Origin of the sequence: Pseudomonas kitaguniensis (genome assembly GCF_009296165.1) — a bacterium.
Taxonomy (GTDB): domain Bacteria; phylum Pseudomonadota; class Gammaproteobacteria; order Pseudomonadales; family Pseudomonadaceae; genus Aquipseudomonas; species Aquipseudomonas kitaguniensis.
Genome location: NZ_VUAZ01000028.1, coordinates 1 through 14,175 on the forward strand (window position 1 = coordinate 1; position 14,175 = coordinate 14,175).

At 60.3% G+C, this 14,175-nt stretch carries 6 protein-coding genes and 2 pseudogenes; 4 read left to right on the forward strand and 4 right to left on the reverse strand.

Annotation, left to right across the window (positions count from 1 at the left end):
* The first annotated feature begins 494 nt into the window (after positions 1 to 494).
* Positions 495 to 3,188 carry a putative bifunctional diguanylate cyclase/phosphodiesterase gene (locus F0169_RS05840; protein WP_058415600.1) on the forward strand — a complete coding sequence of 898 codons (2,694 nt, stop codon included), beginning with the start codon at positions 495 to 497 and terminating at the stop codon, positions 3,186 to 3,188.
* A 71-nt stretch (positions 3,189 to 3,259) separates the two neighbouring features.
* Positions 3,260 to 3,907, forward strand: coding sequence for a peptide-methionine (S)-S-oxide reductase MsrA (gene msrA / locus F0169_RS05845; RefSeq protein WP_152745990.1), 648 nt, complete (start codon positions 3,260 to 3,262; stop codon positions 3,905 to 3,907).
* 90 nt (positions 3,908 to 3,997) lie between these two features.
* Here msrA and F0169_RS05850 read toward each other — a convergent pair whose 3' ends face one another.
* The 3 genes from F0169_RS05850 to F0169_RS05860 all read right to left on the reverse strand — a co-directional run bounded on the left by F0169_RS05850 (position 3,998) and on the right by F0169_RS05860 (position 7,691).
* Positions 3,998 to 4,834, reverse strand: coding sequence for a 23S rRNA (adenine(2030)-N(6))-methyltransferase RlmJ (locus tag F0169_RS05850; RefSeq protein ID WP_058415602.1), 837 nt, complete (start codon positions 4,832 to 4,834; stop codon positions 3,998 to 4,000).
* Positions 4,835 to 4,928: 94 nt separating this feature from the next.
* Complete coding sequence (locus F0169_RS05855; protein ID WP_152745991.1) at positions 4,929 to 5,654, reverse strand: DUF4123 domain-containing protein; 726 nt, start codon at positions 5,652 to 5,654, stop codon at positions 4,929 to 4,931.
* Positions 5,655 to 5,669: 15 nt separating this feature from the next.
* Entirely contained in the window at positions 5,670 to 7,691 is a 2,022-nt protein-coding gene (locus F0169_RS05860; protein WP_152745992.1) for a type VI secretion system Vgr family protein, read from the reverse strand.
* Positions 7,692 to 7,867: 176 nt separating this feature from the next.
* On the opposite strand from F0169_RS05860, the pseudogene F0169_RS05865 reads away from it, so the two are divergent.
* Positions 7,868 to 7,972: pseudogene (locus F0169_RS05865) on the forward strand (DUF2165 family protein); the annotation flags it as partial.
* Between the two features lie 76 nt (positions 7,973 to 8,048).
* On the opposite strand, the gene putP reads toward F0169_RS05865, so the two are convergent.
* Positions 8,049 to 9,533: a sodium/proline symporter PutP gene (putP, locus tag F0169_RS05870; protein WP_152745993.1), complete on the reverse strand. Its 1,485-nt coding sequence runs from the start codon at positions 9,531 to 9,533 to the stop codon at positions 8,049 to 8,051.
* A gap of 461 nt (positions 9,534 to 9,994) precedes the next feature.
* On the opposite strand from putP, the pseudogene putA reads away from it, so the two are divergent.
* Positions 9,995 to 13,947 (forward strand): annotated as a pseudogene (gene putA / locus F0169_RS05875) (trifunctional transcriptional regulator/proline dehydrogenase/L-glutamate gamma-semialdehyde dehydrogenase).
* Positions 13,948 to 14,175: the final 228 nt, after the last annotated feature.

A 14,175-nucleotide genomic window follows, 5' to 3' on the forward strand; every position in this document is an offset into this window, starting at 1 on the left:
CATATCCGTTTTGAGGTTAGGGCCTATATCGGTTCCGCTCTTACAGCGAGTCACTTTTGAAAGGCCCGAAAGCCGGCCCAATTCAAGCCCTCCCACAGAAATCAAAGCAGATCTGCTGTGTATGCAAAGCCGCCCTTGATCTGCTTCAACCACTCAGGTCGGCTTTCAGGCGTCCGTGCTTTCGCTTTTGATCTGAGAAGCGCCCCGTTAACCACGATGGCCGCCCGAGCCACTTTGCTGCGCGACAGCGCCACATCAAAGATGCAGTGGACCCTCCCACAGAAAGCCAAATCCGATACGATTTTGCACCTGCGTCAATACGCCACCCATCACCTCAATTGCAGAAACTGCCCTCACGGCCGATAACAACCATATAGCACTTAGCCTTCATCCTCTCTTGTCAGTCCGTGCTGCATGATGCAACCTTGCCGCAGGCGACAGTAAAGAGGGCGTGAGCCCGGCGCCGTGCGCATTTTCCCAAGCGAGTTTCCCCCATGAAAAGCCAGCCCGATGTCGCCCGAATGGCGGCCGAGGTAGTGACGCAGTTACCGGTGCCCTCGCGCCTCGGTATGCTGCGTTTCGAGCGGCTTAATGAGGCAAGCTGGGCGCTGCTGTACCTCGACCCCAATTGCGAGCGCCAATTTGGCCTGTCCGCGGTTGAACTGTGCGCACTGGTCGGTACACCCTACGCCAGCCTGATGGAGCCGCAAGCGCGCTATCAGTTGCACGACACCATCCAGCAACAACTGACCCAGAGCCCGCATTACCTGGTGCGCTACACCCTGCACACCAGCGACGGCCCGTTGAGCCTGCTGGAAATGGGCGAGGCCTACAAACAACACAACCGTCACCTGCTGCGCGGCTACCTGATGGTTGTCGACGGGCTGTTCAGTGAAATCCCCGCAGCGGCCCCTACGGCCGACCTCGAAAACCAGAACAGCCGCTTGCAGATCGCTTTGGAACTCAACCAGCGCGCGCAACTGGAACAGTTGCAGCACCTGGAGCGCGTGCGCGCCCAACAGGAGCTGATTCTGCTGCTGGCGCGCCAGCGCTACACCACGCCGAACTCGCTGCAGGAAGCCGCAGAGCTGATCACCCGCAGCGCCTGCGACATCTACCAGATTGATTGCGCGAGCATCTGGAACCTCGAAGGCGAGCGCCTGGTGCCGATCTCGGCGTACCACCGCACCGACCAACAGCACCAGTTGCCTGAAGCGATCGACGCGAGCAGTTTCCCGGACTACCTGGAAGCCCTGCATTCGAGCCGCGCAATTGACGCCACCCACGCGATGCGCGATCCGCGCACCCGGGAAATGGCCGAAAGCCTGCGCGCCAAGGATGTACACGCGATGCTTGACGCGAGCATCCGCGTCGATGGCCAGGTCATCGGCGTGTTGTGCCTGGAACAAAGCGGCAGACCACGCGCGTGGCAGGCCGACGAAATCGCCTTTGCCGGTGAGCTGGCGGACCAGTTCGCGCAAGTTATCAACAACCACAACCGACGCACCGCCACCAGCGCCCTGCACTTGTTCCAGCGCGCCGTGGAACAAAGCGCGAATGCCTTTCTGTTGGTCAATTGCGACGGTGTGGTGGAATACGTCAACCCCAGTTTTACTGCGATCACCCAGTACAGCGCCGAGGAAGTCCATGGCCACCGCCTGGCGCAACTGCCGGCCCTGGAGAACCTCAGCGAGCTGCTCTTCGACGCGCCTTCCGCCCTGGCCAAAAGCAATAGTTGGCAGGGTGAATTCAAGAGCCGGCGTAAAAACCTCGAACCCTACTGGGGCCAGTTGTCGATTTCCAAGGTGTATGGCGACAACCGTGAGTTGACCCATTACATCGGCATCTACGAAGACATCACCCAGACCAAGCTGGCCCAGCAACGCATCGAGCGCCTGGCCTACACCGACAACCTGACTAACCTTGGCAACCGCCCGGCGTTTATCCGCAACCTCGATGAACGTTTTGCGCGCGACAGCGACCGCCCGATCAGCCTGCTGTTGGTCGACATCGACAACTTCAAGCGGATCAACGACAGCCTTGGCCACCAGACCGGCGACAAGCTGTTGATCAGCCTGGCCCGACGCCTGCGCAACAGTTTGAGTGCGAGTGGCAGCCTGGCGCGCTTTGCGAGTAATGAATTCGCGGTGTTGCTGGACGATACCGACCTGGAGAGCGGCCAACACGTCGCCAGCGAGCTACTGGCAACCCTCGACAAGCCGATGTTCGTCGACAACCAATTGATCAGCGTCACCGGCTCTGTGGGCCTGGCCTGCGCGCCGTTGCATGGCCGCGACCCGCAAACCCTGATGCGTAACGCAGGTTTGGCGCTGCACAAAGCCAAAGCCAACGGCAAACATCAGGTGCAGGTGTTTACCGAAGCGCTGAACGCCGAGGCCAGCTACAAGCTGTTCGTGGAGAACAACCTGCGCCGGGCGCTGACCCAGAACGAGCTGGACGTGTTCTACCAGCCCAAGCTGTGCCTGCGCAGCGGTCGCTTGCTGGGTATGGAAGCGCTGTTGCGCTGGAACCACCCGGAAAAGGGCATGATCCGCCCCGACCAATTTATCAGCGTGGCCGAAGAGACCGGGCTGATCATTCCCATCGGCAAATGGATCGCCCGCCAGGCCTGCCGCATGAGCAAGCAGTTGAGCGCCGGCGGCCTGGGCAACTTGCAGGTGGCGATCAACCTGTCGCCCAAACAGTTCTCCGACCCTGACCTGGTGGCCTCGATCGCCACCATCCTCAAGGAAGAGCAGCTACCGGCCAACCTGCTGGAACTGGAGCTGACCGAAGGCCTGTTGCTGGAAGCCACGGAAGACACGCGCCTGCAGCTTGACCAACTGAAGAGCTTTGGCCTGACCCTGGCCATGGACGACTTCGGTACCGGCTACTCGTCGCTGAGCTACTTGAAAAAATTTCCCATCGACATCATTAAGATCGATCGCAGCTTTATCCACGAAATCCCGGATAACCAGGACGACATGGAAATTACCTCGGCAGTGATTGCCATGGCGCATAACCTCAAGCTTAAAGTGGTGGCCGAAGGTGTGGAAACCGCCGAGCAGTTGGCGTTCCTGCGGCGGCATCGCTGCGACGTCGGCCAGGGCTACCTGTTCGACCGGCCGATCCCCGGTTCCGAGCTGCTTGAGAAGCTTAAACGCTACCCTCGCGGGCCAATCGCCTGACAGCGCTGTAACACTGGGGCACACTAGTGCCCGACTTCTTACATTACTCAATCTGACTGAGAGGACTGATCATGGTCTTGCGCTCGGAAATTCTGGTGAACAAAAACGTGTTGCCTACTCAAGAACAAGCTTTGCCTGGCCGTGAAACCCCAATGACGCTGCCGGAAACGCATTTCGTCAACGGCAACCCGCTGCTGGGCCCGTTCCTCGACGACGTCGGGTTTGCGATTTTCGGCCTCGGGTGTTTCTGGGGTGCAGAGCGCAAATTCTGGGAGCGCGACGGCGTGGTCAGCACCGTGGTCGGCTACGCCGGTGGTTTTACCCCGAACCCGACGTACGAAGAAGTGTGCTCGGGCCTGACCGGCCACAGCGAAGTGGTGCTGGTGGTGTATGACCAGGCCAAAGTGAAATACGAAGACTTGTTGAAGATGTTCTGGGAACTGCACAACCCGACTCAGGGCATGCGCCAGGGCAACGACATCGGCACCCAATACCGTTCGGTGATCTACGCCACCACGCCTGAGCAACTGGCGGCGGCGCAGGCCAGCGCCGAGACTTACCAAGCCCAATTGAGCAAGGCCGGCTTGGGCGAGATCACCACGGAAATCGCCGAGGCGCCTACGGTGTTCTTCGCCGAGACCTACCACCAGCAATACCTGGCGAAAAATCCGCAGGGGTACTGCGGGATTGGCGGCACAGGCGTGACCTGCCCGATCTGAAGATCGGCGGTTTAAGCAGCAAGCTACAAGCTACAAATATTGCACCCAGCTTTTAGCTTGTCGCTTGTCGCTTAAAACTTGCCGCTGCTTTTATTCCGCGATGAGCCAATCCATCTGCCACCCGCCTTGGGTCTGGCCAAGCTTCTTGGACAGCCACGGCAGCAACTCACGCAACTCCTCCTCCAAACCCCACGGCGGGTTGGCAATCGCCAGGCCCGAACCGGTCAGGGTGTTGGGCGTGTCCAATGGATGCACCAGCAATTCCACGCGCAGTAACTTCGGTGCGCCGGTGCCGGCCAGGTCCTGGTAGAAACGGCGCAGCAGGCGCTGATCTTTCACCGGGTACCAGATAGCCGCCACGGTCTGGCGCATACGGCTGACGGCTTCCTTGAGCGACGCCGCGCAACGTTGCATCTCGTCGAGCTTTTCAAACGGTGGATCAATCAGCATCAATGCGCGCTTTTCCGGCACTGGCAGCAAGGCACGCGGCACGTGCCAGCCCTCGCCCAAGTGCACTTTGACGCGACGGTCGCCCTTCATATTGTCCTTGAGCAGCACACCGTCTTCCGGGTGTTTTTCATTGAGCAATACACGGTCCTGCGGCCGCGTGAGGCGGCGCGCCAGTTCCGGCGAACCGGGGTAGTAGCGCAACTGGCCATCCGGGTTCATCTCATGCAGCACGCGCAGGTAGTCGGCGGTCAGCGGCGGCAGGTCGTTCTCGCCCCAGAGGCGCGCGATGCCTTCGAGGTATTCACCGGTGCGATTCGCCTGATCACCCTGCAGGTCATACAGACCAATGCCTGCGTGAGTGTCGAGGTAGGCGAACGGCTGCTCCTTGCGCGACATCAGGGCGATGAGGCGGGTCAAAGTCAGGTGTTTGAAGACATCGGCATGGTTGCCGGCGTGAAAGGCGTGACGATAATTCATGGTTGCTCCTGCGCAGGGGGCGAAGTTTACCTTCTACCGGAGCAAAGGTGCAGGGCTGCGTGTCGGGCAATGCTGATGGCCGCGGGTGCCGAGCTCAACTCAACTCGCCGGCCAGGTAGTCGGCCAGTGCGGCAGGGCGGGTATCCGCGCCGCGTGCGAAGTAGCCGACCTTATGCCGCAAGGTCGCCGCCGCGAAGGCCGTGTAAAGGTCGGGGCGCTGTTCTTCCAGCCATTGCAGCAGGTTGCCGACCAGCACCTGTGGGGATTGCTCAGCCATAGGCGCTAATAACGCGGTAGGCACCCGCCACCACGGGCTGGCTTTGGCAGCGGTTACCGGGCCAGTAGCAACCGTCAGCGGCTGGCCATTGATCAAATACCGCTGGAACACCGGCAACACCCTGCCCGCCTCATCACCCAACGCCTGCAACATCGACAGCCACTGAGTGCCATCCCATAAACGCAAAAACACCGCTTGGTCATCGGGCATATACACCTTGGTCAACCCTTGCAGGTGCGCAATCACCGCTGCCTGCGGGCTGGAAGAAACTGCAAGCCAGCCCCAATCCGTCGACTCGGTAGTGGCGACCCAGTCGAGAAAAGCACTGCCGGGCTCGATGACGCCGACGTAGGGCATTACTTCATTCCACGCGGCATAGGCCGTGCCTGCCCAGATTGGCTGCGGCGGCGTTCCAGCGGCCATGGCTTGCCAAGCGGCCAACGGCTGGGCATCGCTGGCACTGCTCAGCAGCACAAACATCTGTTCATTGGGCTGCAACGGGTAGTGTGCGAGCCAGGCGCCGGGAAACAAGGTGGACTGCATCGGGACAAATTCCTTTTAGGTTGGATTGGCAGACGTGCCGCTGACATCGCACTGCCCGTTCTTGCAGCGCTCACACTCTTCGCAGAACGGCGCAGCGCGCTTCAGGCTGGCCACTTGCACCCGGCTTAACGGTGCGGGAATGACCGCCAACAGTTTTTCTTTCACGCCAGGCATTAACGGAGTGGCAGCGGGCGCTGGCGCACCGCCCAACTGAATGGGCACGCTGCTGAAAATCCCACCCGCCGACAGCGTGATCGACTGCCCACCGGCCTGAATCGTTACGGTCGCGCCTGCATCAATCACGACGCTTTGCCCTGCACCGATCTGAATCGTGCGACCGGCGCGCATCTGTTGCGAGCCGCCGACCACCAAGTGATCATCCTGCTTGAGTTCTGTGAGGCGGTTGCCGTAGGTGATGCGCTGTTCTTCGCCTTGCAGCTCATGGTGCGACTCGCCGCCCACCGTCACCCGGCGCAGGTTATCCACCTGCACCTGCTGGTCATGCAACACGTGCTGGGTCCAATCGCGCTGGGCACGCAGGTAGATTTCTTCGGCACCCTTGCGGTCTTCGATCCGCAGTTCGTTGTAACCGCCACCACCCGGGCTGCTGTGACTGCGCAAAATGCTGCGGGTCTTGTCCGCCGGCAGATCCAGCGGCAAGGGTGTCGCCGCGTTGGGCAGGCAGCCCATCACGAGCGGCATGTCGAGGTCGCCATTGACGAACCCCACCAGCACTTCCATGCCGACTCGCGGAATCAGTACCGAACCGTAGCGGTCATGCGCCCAGGCACTGGCGACGCGTAACCAGCAACTGGAGTGCTCGTTATGTTCACCTGCGCGGTCCCAAGCCATTTGCACTTTGACTCGGCCGTATTCGTCGCAGTGTATTTCGCTGTCGGCAGGCCCGGTCACCACCGCGTTTTGATAGCCCGCAAGGGTTGGGCGCGACTGTTCGGGCAAGGGTGGGCGAAAAATCACATCCCACGGCGCGGCGACAAATTTATTGCGATAACCCTGGCTAAACTCGCCGCCTGCAGCCTCGGTTACAGCCTCCTCAAGCACTTGCGGCTGCTTGCCTTCGTGAGTGAGGTGCGTCACCAACCACAGGTCGTTCCATTCTGCGCGAGGATGCCCGGTCAACGTGAGGAATCGGCCACAGACCAACGCAGGCTCATCCCCCGCGCCTTGAGCCAGTCGATAGTCGCTGCGATGCCGCTCCAGCCGACGCTGAGCGAGGAACTTGCCATGCACGCGGTCAGAAAAATGGCCCGGGGAATGTTGCTCTTGCAGCGCTGGAAGTTGCTCGCCAGCGACTTCACTCTCAAGCACCAGGCGCGGCTTACGGAAATCGTAATCGCGCAAACTCACCGCCGTGGGGCGGGTGTCCAATTGCACGCTAAAACGCTTGATCGCCGGCGTGTCGGCCACCATCCCGGAGCCTGGGGTATAAGGCGTGGCTTGGTCGGGCTGGGCAAATACCGTCTGGTCATCGCCAAATACCAGCAAGTGCCCCTCGGTCGAATGCTGAAAGTGATAGTGAATACCCTGCTCGGCGCACAGCCTGTGAATGAAGGCCAAATCGGTTTCCGCGAACTGCACGCAGTACTCGCGTTGCTCATAAGTACCGCTCAAGCGAAATTCGAACCGGTCGCTCTGGATACCCTGCCCCACCAACACGCGCGCAACAATTTGCGGCACCGTTTGATGTTGAAAAATACGTTGATGGCTGCTGTGCCGCAGATACGCCAAATGCGGCACAAGGCTGATCTGATAGCGCGTAAGACGTCGCCCGGAATCACCTTGTGCCACTCGGTCAACCAAACCATGAACACCATGGCCCTGATCATCGAAACCCAGGTACACCTGGCGATGCAGCAAGTTTTCAAGGTCGATATCGGGCTGTTCGCAGACCAACTCAAGGTCAAAACAGTAAGGCTGGCTGATGGCTTCGGTGCCAGTAAACTCAAATACCCTGAGTTCACTGGGTTGCCCATCAAGGGTCAGGGTAAAAGCACTTCGATTGGCAGGAGCGAACATCCGGTGTTTCTCTGCGAGGCTGGGCGGCCGATTCTGCACCCGCTGCCTGCCGATCTGGGCGCACAGCTGGCAAATCAGTAAAGTCCCACATCTTGATGGCCGAATTCTTGTTTCAACCGAGTCGAGCGGCAGTCGTACGCGTGCTAGCGTTAAGGCTCCTCTACTCGCCACGCCGTCTGATGTGGCAATCCCATCAGTGGAATGGCCAGGAAGCCGCATTCAAGTTCTACATGGCGATTCTGGGCGTGCTGATTTTTCTTAATCAACCGGATACCGACTGAACAGGCCACAAAAAAAGGCCCGCCATCCGTAGGACGCGGGCCTTTTTTGCTCAGCGGGCACTCGGTGCCCGGCGAATTACTTGTTGAGGTTGTAGTCTTTTTCCGCCGCATCAAAGCGCTCGACCATACCCGCAGTCGGTGCGCCCAGCTTGCTCACGAAGAAGATCGCCAGGCTGGCGAAGATGAAGCCCGGGATGATTTCGTACAAGCCGAGCAGTTCGAAGTGCTTCCACACGATCACAGTGATGGCGCCGATCAGGATGCCGGCCAGTGCGCCGTCGCGCGTCATGCCTTTCCAGATCACCGAGATCAGCACCACAGGACCAAACGCGGCACCGAAACCGGCCCAGGCGTAGCTGACCAGGCCGAGCACGCGGTTGTCCGGGTTGGCGGCCATGGCGATGGCGATCAGCGCGACCAGCAACACCATCAGGCGGCCGACCCAGACCAGCTCAAGCTGCGAGGCGTTTTTGCGCAGGAAGCTCTTGTAAAAGTCTTCGGTCAGGGCGCTGGAGCACACCAGCAATTGGCAGCTCAGGGTGCTCATCACGGCAGCCAGGATGGCTGACAACAACACACCCGCGATCCAGGGGTTGAACAGCAGCTTGGCCAGTTCAATGAACACACGCTCGTGGTTCTCGTTCACAGGCCCTGCGACTTCCGGGTGCGCGGCGAAATAAGCGATACCGAAGAACCCCACGGCCACCGTACCGGCCAGGCACAGGATCATCCAGGTCATGGAAATGCGCCGAGCCTTGGCAATCGATTTCACCGAATCGGCGGCCATGAAGCGCGCCAGAATATGCGGCTGGCCGAAGTAACCCAAGCCCCAGCCCATCAGCGAGATGATGCCGATGAAGCTGGTATTTTTCAGCATGTTGAAGTTGTCGGGGTTCTTCGCCTCAATGGCCAGGAAGGCAGTGTCGATGCCACCGGTGGCCAGCAGCACAATGATCGGCGTCAGAATCAGCGCGAAAATCATCAGCGTGGCTTGTACGGTGTCGGTCCAGCTTACCGCCAGGAAACCGCCCACAAAGGTGTAGGCAATCGTCGCTGCGGCACCGGCCCACAGCGCAGTCTCGTAGGACATGCCGAAAGTGCTTTCAAACAGACGCGCGCCAGCGACGATGCCGGACGCACAATAAATAGTGAAGAACACCAGAATCACCACCGCAGAGATGATCCGCAGCAGCCCGCTTTTGTCTTCGAAACGGCTGGAGAAGTAATCCGGCAGCGTCAGGGCGTCGCCGTTGTGTTCGGTCTGTACACGCAGACGGCCGGCCACGAACAACCAGTTCAGGTAGGCACCGACGATCAGGCCGATGGCGATCCAGCTTTCCGACAGGCCGGACATGTAGATCGCGCCGGGCAGGCCCATCAACAACCAGCCGCTCATGTCCGAGGCACCGGCCGACAAGGCGGTGACTACGCTGCCGAGGCTGCGACCGCCGAGGATGTAATCGGAAAGGTTGTTGGTGGAGCGATAGGCCATGAAGCCGATCAGCACCATTGCTGCGATGTAGATCACAAACGTGATCAGGGTGGGATTACTAACGCTCATAAGAGTGACGCCCTGGCTTTGTTTTTATGTAGCAGCGGTCTACCCGACGGCCACCCATTGTTAACCGGGTAGACGAAGCGGCGTGCCGTGCATTTATGACTGGCGTTTCCCCAGGAAAGCCGCCAGCCGATGAACCGAACTGCTCAAGCGGTTGCACCTTTGCCGCGAATGCTATTCAACAAAGCAAATAAGGTGCAACCAGTTTCTTGAGAATAAGTTGCACCTAAGTGTGTTTTGTACCAAACGACGCATTTTTGCTCCTTTTCGGAGCAAGAACAACCATGCTCAGAAGCAAACGCACCAGAGGGCGGCGAATTTTATCCAAGGCCGGAATTTTTCCTGTTTGCCGTCGAAAATTTCATGAATAAAAAGGGTTGCACCCAGTTGCACCTCTGCATGCGCAAAGCTAATCTTGCCGCCAGCAGATGCCACTCGGTAGTGGCACCCATGAGGATAAAAAGATGGCAACGACCACCCTTGGGGTCAAACTTGACGACCCAACCCGCGAACGCCTGAAGGCGGCCGCGACCTCGATTGATCGCACGCCGCATTGGCTGATCAAACAGGCGATTTTCAATTACCTGGAGAAACTCGAGGGTGGTGCAACCCTGACCGAGCTCAATGGCTCGGGCAGCAAGGACGCGGAAGAGGCCAGCGACACACAGCCCGACCACGCCCACCAATGCTTCCTCGAATTTGCCGAGAGCATTCTGCCGCAATCGGTACTGCGCGCTTCGATCACCGCCGCGTACCGTCGCCCGGAGCCGGAAGTGGTGCCGATGCTGATCGAGCAGGCGCGCCTGCCGCAGCCCATGGCTGAAGCCACTAACAAGCTGGCCGCCTCGATTGCCGAAAAACTGCGCAACCAAAAGAGCGCCGGCGGCCGTGCCGGTATTGTTCAAGGCCTGCTGCAAGAGTTTTCCCTGTCGTCGCAGGAAGGCGTGGCACTGATGTGCCTGGCCGAAGCGCTGCTGCGTATCCCGGACAAGGGCACCCGCGACGCGTTGATCCGCGACAAGATCAGCACCGGCAACTGGCAGCCGCACTTGGGCAACAGCCCGTCGCTGTTCGTCAACGCCGCCACGTGGGGCCTGCTGCTGACCGGCAAACTGGTGGCCACGCACAACGAGGCCGGTTTAACCTCGTCGCTGAGCCGCATCATTGGCAAAAGCGGCGAGCCGATGATCCGCAAGGGCGTCGACATGGCCATGCGCCTGATGGGCGAGCAGTTCGTGACCGGCGAAACCATCGCTGAAGCCCTGGCCAATGCGAGCAAGTTCGAAGCCAAGGGCTTCCGCTACTCCTACGACATGCTCGGTGAAGCCGCACTCACCGAACACGATGCCCAGAAGTACCTGGCCTCGTACGAGCAAGCCATTCACTCCATCGGCAAAGCCTCCCACGGCCGCGGGATTTATGAAGGCCCGGGCATTTCCATCAAGCTCTCGGCACTGCACCCGCGTTACAGCCGCGCCCAGTACGAGCGCGTGATGGATGAGCTGTACCCGCGCTTGCTGTCGCTGACCCTGCTGGCCAAGCAATACGACATTGGCCTGAACATCGACGCCGAAGAAGCCGACCGCCTGGAGCTGTCGCTGGACCTGCTCGAACGCCTGTGCTTTGAGCCGCAACTGGCGGGCTGGAACGGCATCGGTTTCGTGATCCAGGCGTACCTGAAACGTTGCCCGTATGTGATCGACTACCTCATGACCTCGCGCGCCGCAGCCGCCACCGCCTGATGATCCGCCTGGTTAAGGGCGCGTACTGGGACAGCGAAATCAAGCGCGCCCAGGTCGAAGGGCTGGAAGGCTACCCCGTGTACACCCGCAAGGTGTACACCGACGTGTCCTACATCGCCTGTGCACGCAAACTGCTGTCGGTGCCGGAAGCCATCTACCCGCAATTTGCCACGCACAACGCCCACACGCTGTCGGCTATTTACCATATCGCCGGCCAGAATTATTACCCCGGCCAGTACGAGTTCCAGTGCCTGCACGGCATGGGCGAACCCCTCTACGAGCAAGTGGTGGGCAAAGTTGCCGAAGGCAAGCTGAACCGTCCGTGCCGCGTGTATGCGCCGGTCGGCACTCACAAAACACTGCTGGCCTACCTGGTGCGTCGCCTGCTGGAAAACGGCGCCAACACCTCGTTCGTCAACCGGATTGCCGACCAGTCCATCTCGATTCAAGAGCTGGTGGCCGACCCGGTGGCCAGCATCGAGCAAATGGCCACGCTCGAAGGCGGCTTCGGTCTGCCGCACCCGCGCATCCCGTTGCCGCGCGATCTGTACGGCAGCGACCGCGCCAACTCGGCCGGTATCGACATGGCCAACGAACACCGCTTGGCGTCGCTGTCGTGCGCCTTGCTGGCCACCGCGCACACCGACTGGAAAGCCGCGCCGATGCTTGGCTGCGCGTCCAGCACCCAGCCGGCTGCCCCGGTGCTGAACCCGTCCGACCTGCGTGATGTGGTTGGCCATGTACAGGAAGCCAGCGTCGAAGACGTCGACAACGCTTTACAGTGCGCGATTAACGCCGGCCCGATCTGGCAGGCCACCCCGCCCGCCGAGCGCGCCGCGATCCTGGAACGTGCCGCCGACTTGATGGAAAGCGAGATTCAACCGTTGATGGGCCTGCTGGCGCGCGAAGCCGGCAAGACCTTCGCCAACGCCATCGCCGAAGTGCGTGAAGCGGTGGACTTCCTGCGTTATTACGCCGTACAGGCGCGCAACGATTTCACCAACGACGCCCACCGCCCGCTGGGCCCGGTGGTGTGTATCAGCCCGTGGAACTTCCCGCTGGCGATTTTCAGTGGCCAAGTCGCCGCGGCACTTGCCGCCGGTAACCCGGTATTGGCCAAGCCTGCCGAACAGACCCCGCTGGTGGCCGCGCAAGCCGTGCGCATCCTGCTCGAAGCGGGTATTCCCGAAGGCGTGCTGCAATTGCTGCCAGGCCAGGGCGAAACTGTCGGTGCGCGACTGGTCGGCGATGATCGCGTCAAAGGCGTGATGTTCACCGGTTCCACCGAGGTGGCGCGCCTGCTGCAACGCAGCGTCGCCGGTCGTCTGGATGCTCAGGGCCGTCCGATTCCACTGATCGCCGAAACCGGTGGCCAAAACGCGATGATCGTCGACTCTTCGGCGCTGACCGAACAAGTGGTCATCGATGTGGTTTCGTCGGCCTTCGACAGCGCCGGTCAACGTTGCTCGGCACTGCGTGTGCTGTGCCTGCAGGAAGATTCGGCTGACCGTGTAATCGAAATGCTCAAGGGCGCCATGGCCGAATGCCGTCTGGGCAACCCGGAGCGCCTGTCGGTAGACATCGGCCCGGTGATCGACGCCGACGCCAAGGCCGGCATTGAGAAACACATTCAGGCCATGCGCGACAAAGGCCGCACGGTGTACCAGGTGGCGATTGCCGACAGCGACGAGATCAAGCGCGGCACCTTTGTAACGCCTACCTTGATCGAACTGGAAAGCTTCGACGAACTGCAACGGGAGATCTTCGGCCCGGTGCTGCACGTGGTGCGCTACAAACGCAAAGAGATCGACCAGTTGATCGCGCAGATCAATGCGTCCGGCTACGGCCTGACCCTGGGCGTGCACACGCGTATCGACGAGACCATCGCCAAGGTGATCGACAACGTCAATGCCGGTAACGTCTACGTTAACCGCAACATTGTCGGCGCCGTGGTCGGCGTGCAGCCATTCGGCGGCGAAGGCCTGTCGGGCACTGGCCCGAAAGCCGGTGGCCCGTTGTACCTTTACCGTCTGCTGTCGACGCGCCCTACAGATGCAATCGAGCAGTCCTTCGTACGTGCCGACAAGTTGGCCGCACCGGACGTGCGTTTGCGTGATGCCATGAGCCAACCGTTGAGCGCCCTTAGAGCTTGGGCCGACAGCCATAAGTTCAGCGAACTAAGCGCCCTGTGCAGCCAGTTCGCCGCGCAATCGCAAAGCGGTATCACCCGCCAACTGGCTGGCCCGACCGGCGAGCGCAACAGTTACGCGATCCTGCCGCGCGAGCACGTGTTGTGCCTCGCAGACGTTGAAGGCGACCTGCTGACGCAACTGGCGGCGGTGCTGGCGGTAGGCGGTTCGGCGGTATGGCCGGAAACCGAGCTGACCAAAGCCGTATTGCCACGCCTGCCCAAAGACATTCAGGCGAAGATCAAGCGCGTGGCTGACTGGACCAAAGACGATGTGCTGTTCGACGCGGTCTTGCACCACGGCGACTCCGACCAACTGCGCGCAGTGTGCCAGCAAGTGGCCCAGCGTGGCGGGGCCATTGTGGGCGTGCAGGGCTTGTCGCAAGGCGAGACGGCGATTGCGCTGGAGCGCTTGGTGATCGAGCGTGCCTTGAGCGTTAACACCGCTGCGGCGGGCGGTAATGCCAGCCTGATGACCATCGGCTAACTGACTAAATGCAATAAAACTGTGGGAGGGGGCTTGCTCCCTCCTATCACACTACAAATAACCTATTGTTTTTGCTGTTGAAATTTACCCAGGTTTGTGGCTTTGGCTTTGAGTGCATATCCGTTATTGAGGTTATGGCTTATATCGGTTCCGCTCTTACAACGGGGCGCTTCTCAGATCAAGATCACAATCAAAAGCAGGCGGCCTGAAAGCCGACCCAATCTCCCA